At 64.2% G+C, this 23,041-nt stretch carries 19 protein-coding genes and 1 pseudogene; 3 read left to right on the top strand and 17 right to left on the bottom strand.

The features are described from left to right. Positions 1 to 3 precede the first annotated feature (3 nt). The 10 genes from G369_RS0131900 to G369_RS0131945 all read right to left on the bottom strand — a co-directional run bounded on the left by G369_RS0131900 (position 4) and on the right by G369_RS0131945 (position 11,563). Positions 4 to 987: a Bug family tripartite tricarboxylate transporter substrate binding protein gene (locus G369_RS0131900; RefSeq protein ID WP_019658143.1), complete on the bottom strand. Its 984-nt coding sequence runs from the start codon at positions 985 to 987 to the stop codon at positions 4 to 6. A gap of 101 nt (positions 988 to 1,088) precedes the next feature. Continuing rightward, positions 1,089 to 1,958 carry an alpha/beta fold hydrolase gene (locus G369_RS0131905; RefSeq protein ID WP_019658144.1) on the bottom strand — a complete coding sequence of 290 codons (870 nt, stop codon included), beginning with the start codon at positions 1,956 to 1,958 and terminating at the stop codon, positions 1,089 to 1,091. Between the two features lie 128 nt (positions 1,959 to 2,086). After that, positions 2,087 to 3,424 carry an MmgE/PrpD family protein gene (locus G369_RS0131910; protein ID WP_019658145.1) on the bottom strand — a complete coding sequence of 446 codons (1,338 nt, stop codon included), beginning with the start codon at positions 3,422 to 3,424 and terminating at the stop codon, positions 2,087 to 2,089. An 86-nt stretch (positions 3,425 to 3,510) separates the two neighbouring features. Then, positions 3,511 to 4,491, bottom strand: a complete 981-nt coding sequence (locus G369_RS0131915) for a Bug family tripartite tricarboxylate transporter substrate binding protein (RefSeq protein ID WP_051127680.1) — start codon at positions 4,489 to 4,491, stop codon at positions 3,511 to 3,513. Between the two features lie 22 nt (positions 4,492 to 4,513). Further along, positions 4,514 to 5,665 carry an alpha/beta hydrolase gene (locus tag G369_RS0131920; RefSeq protein ID WP_080647951.1) on the bottom strand — a complete coding sequence of 384 codons (1,152 nt, stop codon included), beginning with the start codon at positions 5,663 to 5,665 and terminating at the stop codon, positions 4,514 to 4,516. A 41-nt stretch (positions 5,666 to 5,706) separates the two neighbouring features. Continuing rightward, complete coding sequence (gene pcaD, locus G369_RS0131925; RefSeq protein ID WP_019658148.1) at positions 5,707 to 6,525, bottom strand: 3-oxoadipate enol-lactonase; 819 nt, start codon at positions 6,523 to 6,525, stop codon at positions 5,707 to 5,709. A gap of 8 nt (positions 6,526 to 6,533) precedes the next feature. After that, complete coding sequence (locus G369_RS36665; protein ID WP_051127681.1) at positions 6,534 to 7,553, bottom strand: tripartite tricarboxylate transporter substrate-binding protein; 1,020 nt, start codon at positions 7,551 to 7,553, stop codon at positions 6,534 to 6,536. A gap of 129 nt (positions 7,554 to 7,682) precedes the next feature. Continuing rightward, the gene (locus tag G369_RS0131935) at positions 7,683 to 9,782 is read right to left on the bottom strand and encodes an acetate--CoA ligase family protein (protein ID WP_019658150.1); all 2,100 of its coding nucleotides are present in this window, start codon (positions 9,780 to 9,782) and stop codon (positions 7,683 to 7,685) included. A 4-nt stretch (positions 9,783 to 9,786) separates the two neighbouring features. Further along, positions 9,787 to 10,578 (bottom strand): enoyl-CoA hydratase/isomerase family protein, encoded by a 792-nt coding sequence (locus tag G369_RS0131940; protein ID WP_019658151.1) that lies wholly within the window; start codon positions 10,576 to 10,578, stop codon positions 9,787 to 9,789. Positions 10,579 to 10,612: 34 nt separating this feature from the next. Further along, on the bottom strand, positions 10,613 to 11,563 hold the full coding sequence (locus G369_RS0131945) for a tripartite tricarboxylate transporter substrate binding protein (RefSeq protein ID WP_019658152.1): 951 nt from the start codon (positions 11,561 to 11,563) through the stop codon (positions 10,613 to 10,615). Positions 11,564 to 11,758: 195 nt separating this feature from the next. Between G369_RS0131945 and G369_RS0131950 the strand changes: the two genes are divergently transcribed. After that, positions 11,759 to 12,565 (top strand): IclR family transcriptional regulator, encoded by an 807-nt coding sequence (locus G369_RS0131950; RefSeq protein WP_019658153.1) that lies wholly within the window; start codon positions 11,759 to 11,761, stop codon positions 12,563 to 12,565. Positions 12,566 to 12,587: 22 nt separating this feature from the next. Here the strand turns inward: G369_RS0131950 and G369_RS0131955 are convergent. From G369_RS0131955 to G369_RS0131975, 5 genes and pseudogenes are all read right to left on the bottom strand, one after another. Continuing rightward, positions 12,588 to 12,830, bottom strand: a pseudogene (locus G369_RS0131955) (hypothetical protein); the annotation flags it as partial. A 205-nt stretch (positions 12,831 to 13,035) separates the two neighbouring features. Continuing rightward, positions 13,036 to 14,445: an NAD(P)/FAD-dependent oxidoreductase gene (locus G369_RS0131960; RefSeq protein ID WP_279615615.1), complete on the bottom strand. Its 1,410-nt coding sequence runs from the start codon at positions 14,443 to 14,445 to the stop codon at positions 13,036 to 13,038. 45 nt (positions 14,446 to 14,490) lie between these two features. Then, complete coding sequence (locus G369_RS0131965) at positions 14,491 to 15,501, bottom strand: 2-dehydropantoate 2-reductase (RefSeq protein WP_019658157.1); 1,011 nt, start codon at positions 15,499 to 15,501, stop codon at positions 14,491 to 14,493. Between the two features lie 12 nt (positions 15,502 to 15,513). Next, positions 15,514 to 16,281, bottom strand: coding sequence for a class II aldolase/adducin family protein (locus G369_RS0131970; RefSeq protein WP_019658158.1), 768 nt, complete (start codon positions 16,279 to 16,281; stop codon positions 15,514 to 15,516). Between the two features lie 151 nt (positions 16,282 to 16,432). Further along, on the bottom strand, positions 16,433 to 17,311 hold the full coding sequence (locus tag G369_RS0131975; protein WP_019658159.1) for an alpha/beta fold hydrolase: 879 nt from the start codon (positions 17,309 to 17,311) through the stop codon (positions 16,433 to 16,435). Positions 17,312 to 17,466: 155 nt separating this feature from the next. Between G369_RS0131975 and G369_RS0131985 the strand changes: the two genes are divergently transcribed. Together G369_RS0131985 and G369_RS0131990 are read left to right on the top strand one after the other, a co-directional pair. After that, a complete protein-coding gene (locus tag G369_RS0131985; protein WP_080647953.1) occupies positions 17,467 to 18,768 on the top strand; it encodes a protoporphyrinogen/coproporphyrinogen oxidase in 1,302 nt (433 codons plus the stop codon). 64 nt (positions 18,769 to 18,832) lie between these two features. Next, the gene (locus tag G369_RS0131990; protein WP_019658162.1) at positions 18,833 to 19,576 is read left to right on the top strand and encodes a TetR/AcrR family transcriptional regulator; all 744 of its coding nucleotides are present in this window, start codon (positions 18,833 to 18,835) and stop codon (positions 19,574 to 19,576) included. 90 nt (positions 19,577 to 19,666) lie between these two features. On the opposite strand, the gene G369_RS0131995 is transcribed toward G369_RS0131990, so the two are convergent. Together G369_RS0131995 and G369_RS0132000 are read right to left on the bottom strand one after the other, a co-directional pair. Next, positions 19,667 to 20,635 carry a WD40/YVTN/BNR-like repeat-containing protein gene (locus tag G369_RS0131995; RefSeq protein ID WP_020723408.1) on the bottom strand — a complete coding sequence of 323 codons (969 nt, stop codon included), beginning with the start codon at positions 20,633 to 20,635 and terminating at the stop codon, positions 19,667 to 19,669. A gap of 14 nt (positions 20,636 to 20,649) precedes the next feature. Next, positions 20,650 to 23,031 (bottom strand): efflux RND transporter permease subunit, encoded by a 2,382-nt coding sequence (locus G369_RS0132000; RefSeq protein ID WP_019658164.1) that lies wholly within the window; start codon positions 23,029 to 23,031, stop codon positions 20,650 to 20,652. Positions 23,032 to 23,041: the final 10 nt, after the last annotated feature.

Raw genomic sequence — 23,041 nt, forward strand, 5'->3', positions numbered from 1 at the left:
ATATCAGAAGTCGATGCGGATGCCCGCGTCCTTCACCGCCTTGCCGATCTTGGCGAGGTCGTCCGCGATCAGCTGCTTGAACTGTGCGGGGTTGGACTTCACAGGTACGAATGACAACTCGGCGAACTTGGCCTTCAGCGAAGGCGCATCGACGGCCTTGGCAATCTCGCTGTTGAGCCGGTTCGTGATGTCCGCGGGAAGGTCCGCGGGACCCCAGATGCCGTACCACGACAGCAGCTCGAAGCCGGGCATGCCGGTCTCCGACAGCGTGGGCACATCGGGCATGGACGGAACACGGACCTTGCTGGTCACCGCGAGCGGACGCAGGCGTCCGCCCTGAACGAAGGGCGCGACGCCGGGCATCGGCGAAATCGCGGCCGAGACGTGGCCCCCGATCACGTCGGTCAGCTGAGGCACGGCGCCCTTGTAGGCAACGATCTCCATCTGCAGACCCAGTGCGCGGTTGACCATCTCCTCGCTCAGATGGCTCGTGGTACCGAGGCCCGAGGTCGCCCAGGTGTACTTGTTCGGATTGGCCTTGGCCAGCTGCACGAACTCGCCCATGGTCTTGGCAGGCACGTCGTTGTTGACGGCGACGATCAGCGGAACGTACCCGATCTGCCCCACGGGCGTGAAGTCGCGCTGCGCGTCGTAGGTCTTCTTCGCGACGACCAGCGGCAGGTAGGCCTGGCTCGACGCGTTGAACAGCAGCGTGTAGCCGTCGGGCTTCGCTTTCTTGACGTGCATCGCGCCAACGAAGCCCGATGCGCCCGGCGCGTTGTCGATGACGATGGGCTGCCCGAGCTGGCGCTGCAGCTGGTCGGCCACGAGGCGCCCGACGGTGTCGATCGAGCCGCCAGGCGTGTAGGGAATGACCATGCGTATCGACTTGCTTGGATAGCCCTGCGCATGAGCGAAGGCACCCACGAGCAGCGCCGCGCCGGCAAACGCCAACTTCAGGTTGGAAAGGCTGTACTTCTTGGTCATGTTGTCTCCTGGTGTGTTCATGTAACTTCATCCGCCGCCACGCCTCTGGCGGCGGCCTGACCCGTGCGCCCGAGATCGACACCGCACGCCGGTCCGTTGCGCTATGCGCCAGAGCGCGAGCCGTAGACGCGACGCGCGAATGCTGCGATCGCATCGGCCATCGCATGAGGCTGCTCAGGTGCCATCGCGTGGCCCGCGTCGCGGATCACCTGCACCGTGACCCGGTCGCCTAGGTAGGGCTTCATCACGCCGGGAATCACCACCGCGTCGTGCTCGGCCTGCAGATCGAGGATGGGCACGTGCTGGCCCGCGGAGAAGTAGTCATCGACCGGCGTCGCGCGCCGAGCATGGCTCTGTGCCTCATGCGCCTCGATGCTCCAGCCGTCCAGCCAAACGCGCGGGTCATGGCCCGGTGCGAAGAAGGCGCGCCGCAGGCAGTCGATGCGCTCGTCTTCCGAGAGACCGGGGTCGCTTGCACCGTCGATCGCGTCGCGCAGGCGGCTGTAGGGCTGCTCCTGCGACCCCGGCGGCAGCTTGCCCGCTGACGCGGCCGCCATGACGACTCCGCACACAAGGTCTGGCCGATCGGCCGCCAAGGTCCGCGCGGGCTGGCTGCCCCAGGCATGACCCACGACGACCAGCGGCCCAATACGTTCCTGGTCCAGCACGGCAGCCACGTCGGCGGCGAAGTCGTGCATGTCCAGCGCCTGCATCGGCCCCTTGCTGCGGCCGATGCCGCGCGGCTCGGGCCGTACCACCCTAAAGCCCTCGCGCACCAGCATGGCGGCGACTACGTCGTAGTCCCGCCCGGAGCGCGCGAGCGACGGAAGAATGCAGATCGCGGGTCCATCGCCCTCGTCGGCGTACTCAATATGGATCGGCGTGCCGTCACGCGCCGAGGGATAGGTGATCAGCTTGCGCGATACGGGGGCGTGCGGCGCGGCTTGTGCGGTTGAATCTTTTGTCTCCATGCCCGCAGTCTTTCAGGCAAGCCGGTCAAGGGTAAGCACATGGCTCCTATAGCAGATATGTTTTTCGGCTATTGGCCTCAGTGGTGGCGACGAAGCGGCAGCCCTATGGCCATGGCGGCCGCGGACGCTCAGGCCACCAGCCCCTGCAGCCCTTCGGCCTTGTCCAGCGACCAGATGTTGCGCAGCAGCACACACGCACGCTCGGCCCCGATCACCGGCGCCGCGAGTTCCAGGAATTTGTCGTCGAGCTCCGCGTCTGATAGCGGCAGCTCGGGGTCGCCCTTGCGGTCTGGCTGCAGCCAGACGTGGCGCTGGCCGTCGTTCGTCTCGATCTCGACGCGGGCCGAGCGCCGGCCCGGGAAGGCCGCATCGATCTCCGGATCGACCACCGCCGTGATGCGCGCCATCATCGCGCGCGTGTCCGCATCCGCCAGCCGCTCGGGCGTATACGCCGCAAGGCGCACGCTGCCGTGCACCAGCGCGGTCGCCACCACGAAGCGCATGCTGAAGCGGGCCTCGTTCTCGGTGCGCGGGTCTTCGTAGCAGGCGATGTCCAGCGCCGGGCCGTAGGTGGCCACGTGGACGCGGCGGATGTCCGCGGCTCGCAGGTTGTGCAGGCGCGCCAGTTCCAGGGCCCCATCGATGGCGGCGAAGGTGTGGCCGCAGCCGATGTGGTTCTTGAAGGTCAGCCGCTTGATGTGGAAGTCGCGCCCAAGCGTGTCGCCCACGATGGACCAGTCGGGGCCGTCGCTCATCGCCCGGCCGAAGCCGGCCTCGCCGTCGAGTACGTCGAGCGAACCCGTCACGCCCTGCGCGGCCAGCTGCGCGGCGAGCACACCGCCTTCGGCGGCCCGGCCCGCATGCAGGGGCTTGGACATCGAATCCATGCGAAAGGCCTGCTGCAGCCCTGCCGCGAAGGTCGCGGCCGTGGCGAGCGCATGGGCAAAGGGCGCGCCGTGCAGCCCGAGCAGGCCGGCGGCGGAAGCGGCGGCGCCGAAGGTGCCCACGGTCCCCGTGTTGTGCCAGTGGCGATAGTGGGCCCTCCCCATCGCCACGCCGATGCGCGTGGAGACCTCATAACCGAGCACCACGCCGCGCAGGAACTCGAGCCCGCCGGCCTCGCGGTCCTGCGCGATGGCCAGCGAGGCCGCCACTGTGGCAGCGCCCGGGTGGTACATGGCATCGCGGAAGCTGTCGTCCACCTCGGCGGCGTGGGCCGCGGTGCCGTTGAGCAGTGCAGCTGCGCGTGCAGGTGCAGGGCGCCCATCGGGCAGGCGCGCGCCGCCCCGTTCGAGGTCGTCGGCCAGCAGCGCGCGCAACTGCGGCATGGGCGCGACGTCAAGCCCTGGAAACAGCGCAGCATGCCAGTCGATCACTGCGCGCTTGGCGTGGTGAAGCACCTCGTCGTCGAGCCGGGTTTGGCGAAATTCGGTGGCGTAACGGGCGAATACTTCGGTCGCGTGCATGAGGTGTCCGATCGATGATGAGAAAACAGCAAGATGAGAGAAGCACGGATGCGTGCGTGGGCCTTTTCATGAAGCTGGGTAGCGGACTACTCGGCGACGATGCCGTTGGCCTTGATCAGCTGGCGCCACTTCGCTTCTTCGGCGCGCTGGATGCGCAATGCCTCGGCGGCGCCGTTCAGCGTGAGTACCAGGCCTTCGGCTTCGGCCCTGCGCTGGAAACTCTCTGTGCGGCCGGCCTTGCGCACGGCAGCGCCCAGCCTTTCGATGGCCGAGTCGGGCGTGCCGCCCGTGACAAACACGCCGTACAGCACATCGGCCGAGTAGCCCGGCGCCCCCGACTCGGCGAAGGTGGGCACATCGGGGAACAGCGGCGAGCGCTTCGCGCCAGTCACGCCAAGCGCGCGGACCTTGCCGCTCTTGATGAAGGGCGCCACGCTCGGCAGCGTGCCGAACATGAGGTCGACCTGCCCCGCGAGCACATCGGTGATCGCCGGCGTCGCGCCCCGATACGGCACGTGCGTCATCGACAGGCCAGTGCTGCTCTTGAGCAGCTCGGCCGCCAGGTGCGTGGTGGTGCCGTTGCCGGCGGAGGCATAGCTCAGGCGCCCTGGCTCGGCGCGCAGCCGCTGCAGCAGATCGCTGGCGGAGCGCAGCGGGCTTTCGGCGCGCACCACCGCCACGTTGGGCGCCACGCCCAGCAGCAGCACTGGGACCAGTGCTGTCTCCGCCGCATAAGGCAGCTTGGGATACAGGCTCGGCACGATCGCGATGGCGCTCGTTGTCAAGAGCAGCGTGTGGCCGTCCGGCGCGCTCTTGGCAACCACGTCGTTGCCGATCACTGTTCCTGCGCCCGCCTTGTTGTCGACGATCACCGGCTGGCCGAGTTCGCGCGACAGGCCTTCGCCGAGCGCCCGCGCTAGCACGTCGGTGCCGCCACCCGCCGGAAAGGGCACCACCAGCTTGAGCGGCCTGTTCGGAAAGCCCTGCTGCGCGCACGCGGCAGCACACCGGCTCAACGTCGCCAGGCCGGCGGCGGCCGTCCATCGGCCCAGAAGTCTTCGTTGCATCGCGGATCTCTCTGGTGCAGGCTCAGCGCAGCTTTCGCTGCAGCCACTGGTCGATGAGCTGTGCGACGGCCAGGTTGTTCTTCTCCAGCATGACCATGTGGCCGTTGCCGCGCAGGCCCTGCTCCTCCAGCCGGATGAAATCGGTCGGAACTCCGGCTTGCTGGAGGTACTGCGCGGTGCAGTGGTCGTATACCGCGTGATAAGACGCTTCGGCGGCCATGACCATCACGGGGATCTGGCGCAGGTGTGGCAGTTGGCGGGCAGCCCCCTTCTGCATCCAGCAGGCGAACAGCTCGGGTTTTGGAGCTGCTTGGCGCTCGACCTCGAGCTCCTCCGGCCGGGAAACGGCCGGTGCATAGGTGATTGGTATGTCCGTCAGGCCCCATGGCCGGGCTTTGCCGGTAGCATTGATGGAGTTCTCGAAAGGCGGTCCCGAGGGCTCCACGGCCACGATGCCCTTGACGAGGTCCGGGCGAGCATCAGCGATCAGCCATCCGAAGGGGCCCGCCTGCGAGTGGGTCAGCAAGATCGCAGGGCCGATGCGGTCCAGCAGTGCCGCGCCGGCGGCCTGGTTGTGGCGTTGTGTGTCGGCGTTCGACGCAAGGCTTTCCACCTGCGTCGCGTAGAACGCGTCGAACACCGGGTCGCCGCGCCGCCCTGCGAGCGGCCCTTCTCCGGGCCACTGAGTGTGCCTCTTGGCCTGCGGCCAATTGCCCTGCTGAGCGAGCGCGGTGAACTGCTTCTCCAGCACCGGGGCAGTGAACATCCGGGTCCCACCGTCCGAGGGATGCCAGGTCGAGCGTCCGCGCATGGGCTGGTCAATCATATACACCACATAGCCCTGCTCAACGAAGTAGTCGGCCCAACCCTTGCGCCCGTCGGGCGTGCCCATCCAGTTGGTGGCCGTCTGCGCCGCACCGTGGATGAGCACCAGCGGGTACGGCCGCTGCACACGCTTGGGCACCGCGACCTCGACATAGATCTGGCCCGACATCACCTGCTCGTCGGGGGCACCCGTGTAGCGCCCTCCGACGTAGAAGTAGCCGCGGCTGCCAACCGCGGATTGGTCGTGCACCGGCACAGGCACCCGCGAGGCTTGAGGAGCCAGTGGTGTGCAGCCGGCCAGCAGCAGCGCGGCAGCACTGGCTGCCGTCGAAATACCTCGTCGCTTCATGGTGTGTCTCCTGGTTGATCCGAAGCGCTGTGCATCAGGGCTTACGCCTGTGCCGCCGGCGCCGCACCGACAGTACTGTCCAAGAACATGCGCAGCACGCGGTTGAAGCGCCCGGGCTGCTCAATGCAGGTCATGTGCGCCGCATCGGCGATCACCGCCAGCGTCGACTCGGGCAGGTGCCGGTGCATCTCGAGCGACGCCGCCAGCGGCGTGCCGATGTCGTGCTCACCCACGATCACCAGTGCCGGGCAACCGATGCGGTGCAGTTCGTTCGTGGTGTGCACGGCGGCGATGGCCGCGCAGCAGCCGGTCCATCCATCGACGCTGGTGGAGGCGATGACCCGGGCGACGCCTTCGACGACGTCGGGACGCTTCGCCCTGAAGTCCGCCGTGAACCAGCGATCGATGGCCGGCTGCACCAGCGGCTGCACGCCCTGCTCCCGCGCGATGCGGATGCGTTCATCCCACACCGACTGCGGCGTGGCACCGTGCTCGCTGGTGGTGTCGGCCAGCACGAGCGCCTGCACCCGCTGCGGGTACTTCGGCGCGAAGGTCTGGCCGATCATTCCGCCCATGGAGAAACCGATCCAGGTAGCCTGCGCGATGCCCAGGTTATCCATCAACTCGGCCGCGTCGTCGGCCAGCGTGTCCAGGGTGAAAGGTCCGTCGCCAGCGCCGCTGCGGCCGTGTCCGCGCGTGTCGTAGCGCAGGACGCGGTAGCGCTCGACCAGTGCCGGCATCTGCGCGTCCCACATCGAGATGTCGCAGCCCAGCGAGTGCGACATCACGAGCCAGGGCCCCTGCGTGCCGTCGATGGCGTAGTGGATGGCGCGGCCCCCGGCGCGTTCGAGAAGGTTCATGGTGTCTCTCACAGCGGCGCCATGCCTGCGGCCTTGGCGATGCGCCTGTACTTGGCCACCTCGGCCTCGATCAGCTTCCCGAACTCGGCGGAAGTGCCCGCCGACACGTTGACTCCCATGGCCCCAAGCTGCTTCTTGACCTGGGGCAGGCGCAGGACGCCGGTGATGTCGTTATTGAGCTGCGCCACGACCGCAGCCGGCGTCCTGGCGGAAGCCAGCAGGCCGTACCAGAAGCTCCATTCGTAGCCTGGAACGCCGGCCTCGGCCGTGGTGGGCACGTCGGGCATCTCAGCGATGCGCCGAGGGCTCGTCACGGCGAGCGCGCGCACCCTGCCCTCCCTCACCATGCCCATCGCCGAGAGGTACGGCGCGATGTGGAACTGCACGCGTCCGGCGATGGTTTCGGTCATGGCTTCGCCCACGCTCTTGTACGGGATGTTCACGCCCTCGATGCCGGCCTGCTGGCACAGCAGTGCGGCCGCGAAGTGCGAGCTGCTGCCGACGCCTGCCGAGGAATAGCTCATCGAGCCGGGGCGAGACCTGGCCTGCGCGAGCATTTCGGCGAGGTTCGCGGCCGGCAGGTTCTTCGGCGCGACGACGAGCGCCGGCCCGTCGCCGATCATGGTGACGGGTGCGAAGTCGCGCAGCGTGTCGTAGCCGGGGTTGGCGAAGACGGCCGGCGCCGTGGCGTGGGCCGGCGACACGCTCAGCAGCGTGCTGCCGTCGGCCGGCGCCGCCAGCACGGCCTTGGCCGCCAGCGTGCCGCCCACGCCGGTCTTGTTCTCGACGATGGCCGGCAGCTTCCAGCGCTCTGACATGGTCGCGGCGATCAGGCGCGCGGCCGCATCGGGTACGCCGCCCGCGCCGAAGCCGACGATGAACCGGTAGCTCGACAAGGCCGGCGCGGCCAGCTCGCCCCCGGCGCCCTGGCCCTGGGCCCACGATGGAAGGGCCGCGCAGGCCGTACCGACGGGCAGCCAGCGCAGCAACGCACGGCGTGAAGGATCGTGCCCGGAAGGCAGATGCATGAATGTCTCCTGTTGTTCGCTGCCTCTGTTCGAGCCGGGCAGTCTGGGTTCAGATGCGGAGCGCCGTCTGCTCCGGCCTGGGGAACGGCAAGGCGCCTGCCTTGCCGGTTGTGCAATCGAGGGCGCCGCTCAGGCCAGCACGACCACCCCATCGGCGGCGCGCACGCCCTGCCCCTGCGGCAGCACGAAGACGGGGTTGATCTCGGCCTCGACCAGGCGCTCGCCGAGCCGGGCGGCCATACCCGAGAACGCGACGATCGCGTCGACCAGCGCCTCGACGTCGGCCTTCGGCCGGCCACGGAAGCCGTCGAGCAGCGGCCAGGTCTTCAGGTCATGCGCCATGGAGAGCCCCTCGGCCCGGCTCAGCGGCTTCAGGCCCTGTGCGTCCTGCGCGAGCAGTCGCATGGTGGTGTCCTTGAAGAGCTCCGCCGTCACGCCGCCCATGCCCAGCAGGATGGCCGTGCCCAGTGCGTCGCGGTGCATGCCCAGGATCAGCTCCGTGCCGCCCGCCACCATCTCCTGCACCAGGAAGCGCTGCACATCCGTGCCGGTGCGGCTCTTCACCTCGCTCGCCATGCGGCCGATGCGCTCGCCGATGGTGTCGGCACCCAGTCCGACCGCGACGCCGCCGACGTCGCTCTTGTGCGTGATCTGCGACGACAGGATCTTGAGCACGACGCGCCCGCCCAACTCGCGCGCGGCGGCTTCGGCCTCGGCCGGCGAAGCGACCACGCGTTCCGAGGCGCAGGGCACGCCGAAGCGCGCGAACAGATGCTTGGCCTGTGCCTCGTCGAGCGAGCCGGAGGGAAAGTCGCCGGCCTCAACCGGCGGCAGCGCCGCGTCGTCTTGTGCAGGCGCCATGAAGCGCTGCACGCGCAGCATGCCGGCCAGCGCGGCCGTGCAGCTCTCGGCGGCGGTGAAGGCCGGCACGCCGCGCCGCGTGAGCAGTGCGCCCACTTCGGGCGCGTGCGGGCTCACGTACGCCATCACCGGCTTGTCGGAATTGGGCAGGCATTCCTGGATGGCGCCGGCCAGCAGCTCGGGCATCGCCAGGCTGGAGGAGCCGACGATGATCACCAGCGCGTCGTAGCTCGGGCTCGCCAGCAGCGCATTGATGGCGCCGCGCAGCAAATCGGGGCGCAGGCCCGCGAGCGTCACGTCGATGGGGTTGCGGTCCAGCACGGCCTCGCTGCCGGTCTGCAGTGCGCGCAGCGCATCGGCAGTGGCCTCGTCGGGCGCAGGCGTGTCGAAGCCCGCCACGCCCAGGTCGTCCGACACCAGCGTGCCGGCACCGCCGGTGGAGGTGAGGATCGCGACGCGCGCGCCGCGCAGCTTGCGGCCCGTGGCCAGCGCGGCAGGAATGTCGAGCAGGTCGGAAAAGCTCTGCGCGCGGATCACGCCGACCTGCCTGAACAGCGCGTCGTACATGCTGTCGGCGCCCGCCATAGCGCCGGTGTGGGACACGGCGGCCTTCGCGCCCGCCTCCGAGCGGCCGATCTTGAAGGCCACCACCGGCTTGCCCATGCGCGCGGCCTTCAGACAGGCAGCGCGGAACCTGGCGGGGTTGCGCACGGTCTCGACGTAGAGCGCGATCACCTGGGTGGCCGGATCTTCGGCGAGGTGGTCGACGAAATCGGCCAGCTCCAGGTCGACCTCGTTGCTGGTGGAGATCAGCTTCGACAAGCCGATGCCGCGCGCCGCGGCGCGCGACAGCAGCGAGCCCAGGATGCCCCCGCTCTGCGAGACCACGCCGATGCCGCCGGCCTGGAACTCGTCCATCTCCAGCGCACCGGACGGCGACAGGACGATGTTGTCCGTGAGATTGACCAGCCCGATGGTGTTCGGCCCCAGGATGCGCATCGCGCCGGCCGCCTCCACCAGCTGCTGCTGGCGCCGCGCGCCCTCCTCGCCGGTCTCGGTGTAGCCGCTGGCCAGCACGATGGCGGCGGCGCACCCGCGCTGCGAGAGCTCCTTCACGGCCAGGTGGGCACGCTCCGCGCCCAACAGAACGACGGCGACGTCGGGCACTTCGGGCAGCGACGCGATGTCGGGGTAGCACGGCAGTTCGCCGATGCGCTCGACCTTCGGGTTCACCGGCATGATGCGCCCCGCGAAGCCGTGCTTCTGCAGGTAGGCCACCGGCCGGCCTGTGGTCTTCTTGGGATCGGCCGAGGCGCCGATGACGGCGACGCTGCGCGGGGAAAGCAGCCTAGAGATGACTTCGTTCATGGCCTCACTCCTTCGAAGCCGTCTTGGCCAGGAAGGCCTCCACTGACGCGCGGTGCTCGCTGCTGGTGTAGCAGATGCCCTGTGCCTGGCTGCCCTGCGCGAACACGTCGTGCGAGGAGAGCTCGAAGCTCTGGTTGAGGATGGTCTTCGTCAGCGCCAGCGCGGTGGAGGACGCGGACGACAGCTCGCGCGCCCATGCCTGCGCGTCGGCCACCAGCGTTTCGGCACTGGTCTTGCGATCGACGATGCCCAGCGCGAGGGCCTCTTCCACCTTGACCTGGCGGCCGGTGAAGATCAGTTCCTTGGCCTTGGGAAGGCCCACGCGGCGCGGAAGGAAGTACATGCCGCCGCCGTCGGGAATGATGCCGCGCAGCACATAGCTCCAGGTGAAGCTGGCCCACTCGCTGGCAATGACGAAATCGCACGCCATCGCGGTGTCCGCACCCAGTCCCGAGGCGGCGCCGTTGACGGCCGCGATCACCGGCTTGGGCATGGTGTGCAACAGGGCCTGCACGTGGTGCACACGCTGCTGGCGGTGCCAGCCGTTGAAGCCGACCTCTCCCGCCGGTGCATTCATGCGCTTCTGCATGCCGCTGATGTCGCCGCCCGCGCAGAAGCCCTTGCCCGCGCCGGTGAGCACCATCGCCTGGATGCCCTTGTCGGCGGTCACGCGCTCCAGCACGTCGATGAATTCGGTGCGCATCTCATCGCTCATGGCGTTGCGCTTGTCCGGGCGGTTGAATGTCACGGTCGCGATGGCGTCCGTCACCTGATAGTCGATGAGGGTGTAGGTCATGTTCTTCTTCCTGGGGCTGGCCGGTGGCCGCCGTTCAATCGGCCTTGATGCCGTTTTCCTTGATGACGCGTGCCCAGCGCTCTTCCTCGGCCCGCACGTAGGTGTCGAGCTCGGCCGGCGGGCCGGCATTGATCACGAGGCCTTCGTGCTCGATCTTGCGAACGAAGTCGGGCGCGCGCGCCGCCTTGCGGGCCGCGGCGTTGAGCCGCTCGATGACGGGCGCGGGCGTGCCGGCAGGCACGTACAGGCCATACCAGCTTTCCACCACATAGCCCGGCACGCTGGCGGCGATGGCCGGCACGCCCTTGAGCGCCGGGGAGGGCTCGGCCGTGGTCACGCCGAGCGCGCGCAGCTTGCCGCTGTCGACGAAGGTGGAGACCGCCGCGGCGGTGGCGAACATCATGTCGACCTGGCCGCCGAGCAGGTCGGTCAACGCCGGACCGGCACCGCGGTAGGGAATGTGCGAGAGCTTGACCTTCGCGAGGTTGGCAAACATCTCGCCGGCCAGGTGGGCGGAGGTGCCCGCGCCCTGCGACGCGAAGGTCAGCTTGCCGGGGTTGGCCTTGGCCGCGGCGACTAGGTCGGCCACCGACTTGTAGGGGCTGTCGGGACGCACCACCAGCACGTTGGGGCCGCGCCCAATGAGGATGACCGGCGCGAAGGCCTTGTTGCTGCCGTACGGAAGCTTGGGCTGCAGCGCCGGATTGACGGCATGGGCGAACGAGGCGACCACCACGCTGTAGCCGTCGGGCGCGCTCTTGGCCACGTTGTCGGTGCCGATCAGCGTGCCGGCGCCGGGCTTGTTGTCGACGATCACCGGCTGTCCGAGATCCTTGGACATTTCGACGCCCAAAGTGCGGGCGATGATGTCGGTGCCCCCGCCCGGAGCGAACGGCACGACGAAGCGGATGGGCTTGTCGGGGTAGGCGGCGAACACCGCCCCGAAGGCCATGAAACCGAGAAAGAAAAGGAAGAGCGCGCGCATCCCGCGCAAGCCTTGAGCAGCCATGATCTGTTTGTCTCCAGAACCAAGTAATGAATCCCCGCGATCGCGAACGTTCTTGGCTACATCGCATAGGGGCGCATCAACTTTAGGAGAAAGTGATCGAATCAGGGGATACCAATTCCATTGAATGGAATTTGCCTATGATGATTCATCACCCGCAAGACCTCCGCACCCATGCCCATGCCCGATCAAGCCCGCTTTTTCCTCGACCACAAGCCCGGTCGATCCCCTGCCAATCGTTCGCTGGAACGGGGTATAGAGATCCTTCGCGCATTTCGTCCCGGGTCGGAGTTGCTGGGCAATGGCGAACTGGCAGAGCGAACGGGCCTCTCCAAAGCCACAGTGAGCAGGCTCGCACAGACGCTAGTCGGCAGCGGCATGCTGCAACTCGACAAGGCCGAGCGCGCCTACCGGTTGGCTCCCGGGGTCCTTAGTCTTTCTCATGCGATGCGAACCGCGTCGCGCATCCTGCAGGCCGCGGCCCCGCACATGCTTGAACTGGCGCGGCGGCAACGTATCAACGTGGGACTGGCGGCGCCCGACCGCGACGAGATGGTCTACCTCGAATCCATCCGCTATGCGAAGCGCGCTGCGCTTCGGCATGTGGTCTCCGGCCAGCGGGTGCCGATGGAGCTCACCTCGCTGGGACGCGCATACCTGGCCGCGCTCACGCCGCGGCACCGGACCCAGCTCATGCAGCTTCTTTCACGACGGCGCCTCAAGTGGAAAGCCATCGAGTCCGAGATCAGGAAAGCGTGCGCCGACGTCCGCACGCGAGGCTTCTGCGCCGCGGCCTGGCAGCCAGAGGTGGTTGCGCTGGCCACACCGCTGGAGGTGGAAGGCACCATCTACGCGTTGAACGTCAGCCTTTCGACGCAGGAGTCGATCCACACCATCGCGCAGGACCTCGGACCGTCGCTGCTCGGCCTGGCGCAGGCCGTGCGCCGCGAGCTCGCGCTGCAGGAGCCGAGGTTCGGGTGAGCTGGCTGTTGTGTGGACTGCGCTATCCGCCACTTGAAGGCGCAAGCGCCGAGGGCTTTCCGACCGGCTCTTTGTCCACCACCGCCGCCTCGCCCTTCACCAGCGGCGAATCCTGAAGAGCATCGACCAGGAAGTCGACCATCACCCGCACCTTCGCGCTGAGATGCCGACGGCTAGCATAGATCGCCAGGATGTCGACGGGCGGTATGTGATAACACGGCATGACCTCGACCAGTCGGCCGGCGCGCACATCCTCTCCGATCACGACGTTTTCGATGGCGCGCGGTAGCGCCTCATCCGATGGTTCGCGCGGCTGCGCGCGATCAGGGTCTGGGACGTTGCCGCAGGTGCTGCGAGACAGGTTCTTGACCCCAGCCTTCTTGGATCTGATTCCCAGCGATCCAGGCATAAAGGTTCACTCGAACTTCTCGTTCAACAGGTCGACATTGCATCGGCATTCATACGCACACCTACTTTTCGAAGATGAGTCGCGGCTGCATCTTCCGTCCGATCTTTCGGATATCGCGGCGCACGGCGGCACTCAGGCTGCGAACCAACGGCGACACAATCATCCGACTGGGCCAATCGATCTTGTTGCGCGTCACGAGCCAGGACTCCGCATCCGGTGCCTGGCGATCGAGCATGAGCCGGGCAAGAGTCCTTCCATTCCTGGTGCCCAGTGGCATCCCGTGACCCCAACATCCATTTGCGTACCCGATCCGACCATCGGCAAGCAAGCCCACATGTGGAACAAAGTCCCGCGTTGTCGAGATCGGCCCTCCCCAGCTCTGAGCAGTCCTGAGGTCAGAGAGGGCGGGGAAAAAGGATGTCAGATGACGAGGCCCCTCTCTGAGGAAGTTGCTGCTGATGTCCAGCGACATGTCATTGCCCTGCGGAACCCTCGCGTAGTAGCCGCCAACGTAAAGCAGCCGACCGTCGCGGGTCGGGGCAAAAGAATAGAACAGCTTCGACATGAGGTTGACGCCCGCTCTGCGCGGCCAGTTCAGGGCCCTCCAGTGCGGCTCTGACAGGGGTTCGGTCACGTTGGCGTAGACAAATACCGGCGACTGAGATCGAACCATTCCCAGATCTTCAAGCCCGGGAAGAAGGTGGGAATATGCGTTCGTGGCGACGACGAGCTTCTGGCAGCGCAAGGTGCCGCTTCCGGTCTGCAGGCGGATGCAGCTTGGTTCGCGCTCGATGCACACCACAGGACTGTTCTCGTGAACCTGCACCCCCAACCTCTGGGCGACGAGCTTTAGCGCTCTCAGGTACTTCAGTGGATTGAACTGACCACCGCGCCGATCGAAAACGGCTCGGCCAAAGTGTGGGCTTTGAAAGGAACGCGCCACCTGGGCCTCCGAGATCTGCTCGAGAAACGATTCCTGGCCGATCTCTCGGCAAAACGCCAGGTACTCGTCAAGCGTTGTACTGTCGTCGGCTCTGAGTCCCATCTCGAAGTAGCCTGTCTGCTCATAGTCGCAGTCGATGTCGTGCTCATCGATCAGAGCTTCGATCGTCGATATACCTTCATGGATGTAGGTATAGGCCTCTCGCAATTTCGCTGCGCCGTGGCGTCTCATCTGCGCCTTGAAGTCGCTCTCGCCGAACGCGACGATCAACTGTCCCGCATTGCGTCCGCTCGCACCGAATCCCACCACCTCGCTCTCGAGCAAAGCGACAGAGACGTGCGGATCCATCTCTTTCAGGTGATATGCCGTCGAGACGCCGGTAACGCCACCACCCACCACGCAAACATCCACCTCGAGAACACCCTCCAAGGGTGCACTGGGCGCGTAGGGCTCTGCGGAATGGAACCAGTGGGATCGGCTTCGATGTAGCAAGTGTGTCCTCGGTGGAGTCGGGTTGGGTGGTTCCATCCGGATGGCGGTCAGGGAGCGCTGCCCCAGCAAAGACGTGGAGGACTATTCCAGGCTGAGGGCCCGGAGCAAGGCGTCGGGCGACATACGCCGATCACCTCCCTTTTCAGCGGCGTGTATCAGTTCGCATATCGCCATGTTCGTTTCCGCTGTGCCTCCGTGCCGCGCCGCGAGGCGAACCACTGCGCCATTCAGATGGTCGACTTCAGTCGGCCTACCTGCTTCCAGGTCCTCCCACATCGACGACCTCGCCTGGGGGTCCATGGCAGAGATCGCCGGGACCATGGACAGATACTCCTGATCTTCCAGGCGGAGCAGGGCTGGGATTTGGTCGCACGGAAGTCCGCCGACCGCCGCTGGCTCGATCGAAGCAGCATCGAGCGCCATCAATGCCTCCTCGACGAGTACGGCCAACACGCGTCGGTAGCCACGGGTCGAAAGCTGCACGCGCAGCGGCTCGCCCGACAAAGCGTTGATCGGGTTGTTGAGATTGAGGAGGAGCTTTCCCCATTGGACCTCGTCAAAATCGGTTCTGAGCGCTAACGGGAGCCGCGCATCCGAGAACAGCGAAAGCCAGGGATGCCATGCCTCGTGGCCTTCCGCCATCAGTTCGCCAAGTGTCGCGCGATGAAAGCGGCCGTCAGGAAGCTGCACGACATTGAAGGGAACCATTGCTCCCAGCACGATGTGGTTTGGCAGCGCGCTTCGAAGCTTCTGAACATTGTCGACTCCGTTCTGGAAGCTCGCCACGATCGAGCCTGGCTTCGCGAGACGCCGGATGTCCGGCAGCACGCCTTCCGTGTCGGCGCTCTTCACCGCGACGATCAAGAAATCGCTCGGCGGGAGGCCTTCGACGCGAACTGAGAATCGAACGGCGTCGGCAGGAATGGAAACGTCCCAGCCGTGGAGATCGGAGACATGCAAGCCATGCTTCGAGATCCGTTGCCCCATGGCGCTGCGACCGATGAGATGAACGTCGGCGCCGGCGCTTAGCAATGCTCCGCCGACAAAGGCGCCGATCGAGCCCGCGCCAAGAACGGTGACAGTCGATGCCAAGATCGCACTCCTTCAGGCAGAGTAGCTTGGATCAAGCCGATCGAGCTTACGCAGGAGCGATGGCCAAACGAACTCCCCCGCCTTCCCTCCGGTTTGCACCTTGGTTGCGTGAGCCACTCCCGCGATGATCTTGGGGTCTACGTGGACGAGTTCACTTCCTCCCGATTGAGCCGCGATCTGGATCTGGCAGGTCGTCTCGAACGTGTAAATCGCGAGGAAGGCATCGGCGATGGTCCTTCCACAGGTCAAAAGACCATGGTTGCGCAACACGAGAAAGTTCGCGTTTCCCAGGTCCGCTTGCAGACGTGTCTTCTCGTCGTCGTGAATCGCGACGCCTTCGTATTCGTGATAGGCGAGGGACGAGAGCACGAAGGTCGCCTGCTGGCTGATGGGCAAGATGCCGTTCTTCTGCGCACTGACAGCAATGCCCGAGCGCGTATGTGTGTGAAGGACGCACCGGATGTCCTCACGCACGGCGTGCACCGCGCTGTGAATCACGAAGCCGGCGGGATTCACCGGATACGGCGAGTCGATGATCTTCTTACAGTTCTGGTCCACCTTGATCAGGTTCGACGCCGTGATCTCCTCGAACATCAGTCCGTAGGGGTTGATCAGGAAATGATGCCCCGGTCCTGGAATGCGTACGCTGATGTGGGTAAAGACCAGATCGCTCCAGCCATGCAGAGCGACCAGACGATAGCAAGCCGCGAGATCGACTCGAAGTTGCCACTCTTCGGCGGAAACGAGACGTTGCACGTCAGATTGAACAGACTCGTTCATGGATCTTCCTTTTTCTTGAGGCACTGATAGGTGTTTGGAGCGGTAGGCCACCCGCGGGAAGCCGCACCGGAGGAGGTCCCGGATCGAGAGCGGTGCGGGCTTGCCCCGGTTTACGGATTGGAGGAAGCCGTCAACCCATGTCCCAGAGGCATCACACGTCCGTGGATGCCTTCCGAAGCAGCGCACGAATGGCTTCGAGAGATTCGGGTTCGTCGAGAAGCGGCGGGTGGCCGCGCCCCTTCACTGTCGTGAGCACCGTGTCGGGGTGGCTTTTGAGCATGCGCTCGACCGTGTCGGCCGTCAGAAAGTCGGAATGCTCGCCGCGCAGCAGCGCGATGGGCACCCCGCGCGTTGCGAGGTACGCGTCCCATGCATCTGGACTCTCCCGACCCATCCGTGCAGCGTCTGCGAGAACGAGCAGATCGAAGTCACGGGCGTACCTCCCGGGCGTCATCTCGCGATAGGCTCGAAGCATCAGCTTGACCCATTGTTCTCCTTCCAGATCCGGGTACTGGGCACTGAAGTGGTCCTTCACCCGCGCCAATGCGACATCGAAGCTGTAGTCTGCATCTTCCGCGTGTCCGGCGGATCTTTTCACAGATGCCGAACCGATCTCTGCGCCGATGTCATTGAGGACAAGCCCGCGCACTCGCGCAGGAGCCTCTCCCGCCATGTTCAGACCTATGAGCCCCCCCAAAGCAGTGCCGAGAACCGCGACACGGTGGACGCCGAGGTGGTCAAGGAGACTCCAGACGTCCTGCACGAGAAGGTCAAAGTGGTACTCCTTGACGCCTGCGTAGCGCGTGGAAAACCCCCTGCCCCGCAGGTCCGGAGCGATCACTCGCACGCCCGATTCAGCAAGCGCGGGCCCCAACTCCTCGAAATCGCGTGAATTGCGCATGAAACCGTGCAGGCACAAGAGCGGAACGGCCAAAGCGCAAGTGAGAGGCACGAAGTCCCTGTAGAAGATGCTCGCCCCAGAGGGCGAGGCAAACCGATCCTCAGTGAGCCGGATCTCATTCTTGGCCATCAGAGAACTCCTGTGAGTGAAAAGTAGGGCGCGACCGGCGCCACCATCGAGTGATCCTCGAATGGCGTCACTGTAGCATTTATTCGATGTTAATCAAGTTTAGGTTAGACTGATGTTGCGCGCGGGCGCGCTCCATTCACCAAGCAAGCAAAGACATGAGCAACACGAACATCGTCATTGGCGCCGGCATCACGGGTCTGACTGCAGCCATCACCCTTCAGAATGCAGGCAAGAAGGTCATCGTCGTCGAAGCGTCAGAGCGGCCAGGTGGCAGGCTGGTGAGAATCGAACGAAACGGCGACGCAGCGGAGGCAGGCGGCCAAGGAATTCATTCGAACTACCGGGACATGCTCGGGCTCATCCGCGCCGAAGGCCTCGCTGGTGATCTCATGCCGCAGTTGAACCATCAGGCCGGCCATTTGAATCGACAAGGTGCTCTTTGCTATCCCCAGGGGAATCTGGGCCTGGCCAAATTGATGGGTCCACGAGGCACACGAGACCTAGCTTGGTTCGTCACACGATATCTCATGTTGTCGAAGAAGTTCGACCTGTTCGAATCGTCGGTCGATATCCCGGCCTATGACAACGCGACCGCTGCCGAAGCATTCAGTTGGGCGGGCGACGAATTTCGAGACTATGTTTTGCGCCCTTCGGCACACGCTATGTCAAACACGACACCAGAATTCACGAATTTCTATTTTTTGCTGAATTTGATGAAGCTGGTCGCCACCACGAAGGTAATGACGCTACGCCACGGCAACGTTTCCATTGCAGAACATCTGGCAAGAAAACTCGATGTTCGATATGGCGTTGGCGCAAAAAAAATCCTGACGAACAAGGGCAACACTGAAGGGGTACTTCTGGAAGATGGGAAAGCGCTAAAGGCAGGCCATGTGATTTTGACTACCCCGATGAATCGCGCAGCAGAAATAATTCCGGATGATCTGGCCGCGGAACAAAGATTTTTCTCTGAATTCCCGAACTCCCCTTTTGTTCTGGTCTATTTCTTTCTTGACCGCCCCCTCCCGACCGAGGCGTTCGTTTACGTCGGACATGCATTTCGCGATGTTGCCTTCAACATGGCACTCAACCATACGGTGAAGACCCCTCACTTGGTGACGAGCGGCAAGGCGATCATCTCTGCATGGTCCAGCTTCCCCAGGTCGGCGGAACTGATTGGTAAGCCTGACAGTGAAGTTATCCAGCAGGCATTGAACGAGATCGAAGTCTTCTTTCCAGGGATTTCCGGATGGGTAGAGGAGGCTCGCGTCCAGCGGCACCATTGGGGAATAGCGCGCCTCTCCCCCGGCCAGCACGGTAAGATCCTCGAATTCAAGAGAAATGTCGAAGCACTGAGCGGGATTTCGTTCGCAGGCAACGATTACGACGGCGTTCATATGGAGTCCGGCGTACGAGGAGGCTTACGTGCAGCGCAACGTGCTCTGAAGCACAATTAGCCCCACCGCCTAGCGCGTCGACCACTATCTCTTCGAGTCACGCGAAAAATAAGGTTCCAACGAAATGACCGACGAAATTCCGGACACAAGCACGACGCCATCTGTGCGCCCGAAGGCGTCCCACCGCAAAGGTCGTACCCCTGAAACCAGCAGAACGCCTCGCGTTCCAACGCAGGAGCGGAGCAAGGCGCGCTACCTGGCGATCATCAAGGCTGCAGAGGAGCTACTGGAAAGATCCAATATCGAGGATCTCAGTCTCTACGATATTGCGAAGCAATCCGGCATCGCACCAGCGTCCGTGCATTATCTTTTCAGCACGATCACGGCAGTGCATCTCGAGTTGCATCGACTGCATAACGACAAGCTCACGGAGCGGGTGATCGAGAGCTCGGCTCCTTTAATTGCTCAAAGGAATCCCAGCTGGCAGGAATGGATATACGCGAGCATGAAGGAGGCTCGCGACGCGCTGAACAGCAGCCGGCCCATGTCGGAAGTCATGCTCGGGCCGACCATGCACAGGCAAACTCGTTTGACGAACCTTAAAACCAACTTCTCGCTGGGGCAAAAGGCCGTCGAATACATGCACGCTGTTTTCATAATGCCCGACATCCCGCATCTTGATCGCTACTACGGCTATGCCGCCGAGTTCAGCGATGCATTGTGGTCGGGTGCCTACTCGGCGCACGGACGAATCGACGATGAGACATTCGCCGAGTCGGTCAGGGCAACAGTTGCATACCTCCGGTGCTTCCTACCCGAGACCTTGCACCTTCGAACCTCGAAACCGCAGCCCCTGTTCGAGGCTTGATAAACCGGAAAATTCGATGTAAGGCGAATATCTGAAGCTTCGTACCGGGGGTAATGCGAGTCTCCCGTTGGGTCTGGCTTTCGGGCACATCTACTTCGCGTCTCCCACGACACCACGCTTCGAAAGCAGGATCCACCGCCGCTCATCGCTGGCCAAAGCCGCAGTCAGCGAATCGCCCGACGGGCGAATAGCGACCGAGAACGTCCGTCCACCGTCGCGGCTCTGAGCTTCCAAGCCATCGAGGCCAACAACCAGGACGTCGTCGCCATGGACCGATATGGCAGTCACCGAGCTTTTGCTTTGAAGATCGATCGACTGCCACTGTTGCGTGGTTTCATTGCGGCGCAGCAAGGTGCCGCGCTGGCCTCCCACGAGCAACGTGCCGTCAGACAGCGCAGCGCCTGCCCAAAGCGACCCTTTGTAGCCGGTATCAAGGTAAGTCCACGTATGCCCCTGGTCGGACGACCGCAGGACTTGGCCTCGCTCTGCAGTTGCATAGATGGCCCCCTGCTTGTCCGCAAACAGGCCGAGTAGATTCAGATCGGCTTTCTTGCCTCCCGGGGGCGGCGCGATGTTCTGGGGCGCCCACGTCTCGCCCCCGTCGTCCGTTGTCAGCACGAGAGACCACAAGCCGACAGCAACGCCATGCGTGGAGTCAAAGAAGTGGACGGCGAAAAGGGGCCGATCTTCGTCGGTCGAGAGCCTCTGGATCTTCCAGTTCTCGCCGCCGTCGCCGCTGGAGAGCACAACGCCCCAGTGACCCACAGCCCAGCCGTGAGCCGCGTCGACAAAGCTCACGCTGGTGAGCGTCGAGCTGACCGGTACCTGGTGCGCCTGGCGAAAGGTAGATCCCTGATCATCGGACAGGAGCACAACGCCGTTGGCACCGACCGACACGGCACGCTTTCCGCTCCAGGCGGCCCCCAGCATCATCGCCTGGGTGGCGATCGGCGTCTGCACCGCCGCCACAGGGCGGAGTGCGGGAGTCTCGGTAGCTTGCACCACCACAACGCCGGTCGCAAGGCTGATTGCTGCAGCGGCACGCAAAATACATTTCATATCTGACTCTTTGCTCAATGTGCCGGCGCTCCAACCGTGCGCACGGGCCTGCGTCGGGGAAAAATCCGTTCCAGCCAGACTGCAAACGCCGGCAGCACCGTGATCGCCATCACCATGTTGACGATGAACATGAAAGCCAGCAGTTTGCCCATGTCGGCCTGGAACTTCAGAGAAGAGAACGACCACGTCACGACACCAACAGCCAAGGTGATCGCGGTGAAGATCGTGGCAGTACCGACCTCCAGAATTGCGTGCTCGAACGCTTCGACGATTCCGAGTCCTTTCGCAAGATGCAACTGCAGGCGGTTGTAGATATAGAACGCGTAATCCACGCCTATACCGACGGCCAGCACCATCACGGGGAGCGTCGCGACGGTCAATCCGATATCGAGCTCCTTCATGAACCAGTAGCCGATAAAGGTGCCGATCGTCAGAGGAAGGCAGCACGCGAGTACCGCACGAAGATCCCGATAGGCAGCGAACACGAGCAACACGATCGTCGCGTAGACATACAGCATCATCGGCAGTTCGCTGTGCTCGATCTCGTCATTGATCGCCGCCAACACCCCTGCATTGCCGGACGCGAGACGGATCTTTACGCCATCCATCGGGTATCTCGCGCGGAAATTCTTTACCGCTGCGATGACTCCATTGATAGTGGTCGCTTTGTGGTCGGCCAAGTAGATGTGAGCCGCGGTCATGCTGCAGTCCTTGCGCATGGTTCCGGGAATCCGGCTTATCTCTACAGCGAGTGCAGAGTAGTTACCGGAATCGATCGGCACCACGGACATCTTCGGGTTCCCTTCGTTGTATCCCTCGTTGTATTGCCGCAGAAGGGAAGAAAACGAAACGACCGAGAGGACACCCGGCACCGGCTGCATCCACCAGGCAAACCGTTCCTGATAAGCCCCGATGGCGACGTTGTCGCAAGAATCCGGCGGGGCTTCGAAAGCGACGCTGAGCCAGTCCAACCCGACGTCGTAGCTCGCGCCGATCGATTGCGCATCACGATTGAAGCGTGCGTCCGGGCGCAGTTCCGGTGCGCCCGCTTGCAGCGTTCCTATGACGCGGTCCCTGCTCTGCCAGGCTGAGGCCACGAGAACGACCGCGGCCGAGAGCAGAACCACCAGGGCAACCCGAGGCTCGGCCACGCGGGTGATAAACCGAAGCCAGCGGGCCCGCTCCGCGCCCTTGCGTTCAGCTCCAGCGGCATACGCCTGGTCTACCTGAACCAGGGATGCGGCGACGGGCAGCATCACCAAGTTCGTGATGATCTTGTAGGCGACGCCAAGCGATGCCGTCACCGCGAGTTCGCGCACCATCGGAATGGGGACCATTAGCAGCGTGATGAATGATACGAATGCCGTCACCAGCGCGAGCGTCCCAGGTACGAGCAAGCCTCGAAAACTTGACCTCGCCGCCTGTTCGGTTGTCTTGCCTTGCGATATCTCGCGAACGATGAAGTTGATCTGCTGAACACCGTGCGATACGCCGATCGCAAACACGAGGAACGGCACTAGGACGCCGAGTGGGTCGAGGCCATAGCCCAGAAGATGCAGCGTCGCAAACTGCCAGACCAGAGAGGTCAGTGAACATGCGATCGGCAGCAGTGTGAGCTTCATCGAGCGGCAGTACCAGTACACCGCTGCCGCGGTCAGAAGGAGAGCCAACCCGCAAAACTCAAGGACAGATGACGCTCCCTCTGCGATGTCACCGATCTGCTTGGCGAAGCCGATGATCTGGATCTCATAGTTCCGATCTTCGAACTTGGAGCGAAGCTCGGATTCAAGCAGACGGCCGAATGAAACATAGTCGATCCGCTGGCCTTGGGCATCGAACTCGTTGAGGTCGGCGGTAATCATCGCGCTGGTCTGGTCGCGCGACAAGAGGCTGCCGACGTAGCCGCCCTGGGCGGCCGACCGTTTGATCGCCTCGACGGCACCGGCATCAAGACGATCCGGCGTGACGGTACCTGGAATGATAGGGTCGGCCCGGAACCCGTCCTCGGTAATCTCGTTGACGAACGAATTTGGCGTCCACAGCGATTGCACGCTGGCTCGAGAGACGTACGGCAAGAACGTGAGAGCCTGAGTGACGTCGCTGAGCTTCTTCAGCCCTTCGGGCGTCCAGATGGATCCCGCTCTTGCCTTGACCACAATGGTCAGGCGGTTCGCTCCCAGGAAGTCGTTGCGGTAGGTGTTGAAGGTTTGGACATATTCATGTCCCACCGGCAACTGCTTCTCAAAGCCCGCATCCATCCTCAACTTGAGGGCGAAGAAGCCCATGATTACTGTAAAGACGGCCAGTCCGATCAGGACGGCGCGGCGGCGAGCGAACAGGATGGCTTCGATCCTTGCAAGGAACCGCTGCGACGCGGAGGCTCCGCCGGGAGCCATTGCACTTGTC

Source organism: Variovorax atrisoli 110B, from assembly GCF_000382045.1.
Classification (GTDB): Bacteria; Pseudomonadota; Gammaproteobacteria; order Burkholderiales; family Burkholderiaceae_C; genus Variovorax; species Variovorax atrisoli.

Bases quoted from the DNA above. Each gene is read 5' to 3' on its own strand.
- G369_RS0131905 (WP_019658144.1), bottom strand. From the start codon at position 1,958: ATGGAGACAAAAGATTCAACCGCACAAGCCGCGCCGCACGCCCCCGTA.
- G369_RS0131910 (WP_019658145.1), bottom strand. From the start codon at position 3,424: ATGCACGCGACCGAAGTATTCGCCCGTTACGCCACCGAATTTCGCCAA.
- G369_RS0131940 (WP_019658151.1), bottom strand. From the start codon at position 10,578: ATGACCTACACCCTCATCGACTATCAGGTGACGGACGCCATCGCGACC.
- G369_RS0131975 (WP_019658159.1), bottom strand. From the start codon at position 17,311: ATGGCCAAGAATGAGATCCGGCTCACTGAGGATCGGTTTGCCTCGCCC.
- G369_RS0132000 (WP_019658164.1), bottom strand. From the start codon at position 23,031: ATGGCTCCCGGCGGAGCCTCCGCGTCGCAGCGGTTCCTTGCAAGGATC.
- G369_RS0131935 (WP_019658150.1), bottom strand. From the start codon at position 9,782: ATGAACGAAGTCATCTCTAGGCTGCTTTCCCCGCGCAGCGTCGCCGTC.
- G369_RS0131945 (WP_019658152.1), bottom strand. From the start codon at position 11,563: ATGCGCGCGCTCTTCCTTTTCTTTCTCGGTTTCATGGCCTTCGGGGCG.
- G369_RS0131950 (WP_019658153.1), top strand. From the start codon at position 11,759: ATGCCCATGCCCGATCAAGCCCGCTTTTTCCTCGACCACAAGCCCGGT.
- G369_RS0131920 (WP_080647951.1), bottom strand. From the start codon at position 5,665: ATGAAGCGACGAGGTATTTCGACGGCAGCCAGTGCTGCCGCGCTGCTG.
- G369_RS0131900 (WP_019658143.1), bottom strand. From the start codon at position 987: ATGACCAAGAAGTACAGCCTTTCCAACCTGAAGTTGGCGTTTGCCGGC.
- G369_RS0131985 (WP_080647953.1), top strand. From the start codon at position 17,467: ATGAGCAACACGAACATCGTCATTGGCGCCGGCATCACGGGTCTGACT.
- G369_RS0131990 (WP_019658162.1), top strand. From the start codon at position 18,833: ATGACCGACGAAATTCCGGACACAAGCACGACGCCATCTGTGCGCCCG.
- pcaD (WP_019658148.1), bottom strand. From the start codon at position 6,525: ATGAACCTTCTCGAACGCGCCGGGGGCCGCGCCATCCACTACGCCATC.
- G369_RS36665 (WP_051127681.1), bottom strand. From the start codon at position 7,553: ATGCATCTGCCTTCCGGGCACGATCCTTCACGCCGTGCGTTGCTGCGC.
- G369_RS0131915 (WP_051127680.1), bottom strand. From the start codon at position 4,491: ATGCAACGAAGACTTCTGGGCCGATGGACGGCCGCCGCCGGCCTGGCG.
- G369_RS0131960 (WP_279615615.1), bottom strand. From the start codon at position 14,445: ATGGAACCACCCAACCCGACTCCACCGAGGACACACTTGCTACATCGA.
- G369_RS0131995 (WP_020723408.1), bottom strand. From the start codon at position 20,635: ATGAAATGTATTTTGCGTGCCGCTGCAGCAATCAGCCTTGCGACCGGC.
- G369_RS0131970 (WP_019658158.1), bottom strand. From the start codon at position 16,281: ATGAACGAGTCTGTTCAATCTGACGTGCAACGTCTCGTTTCCGCCGAA.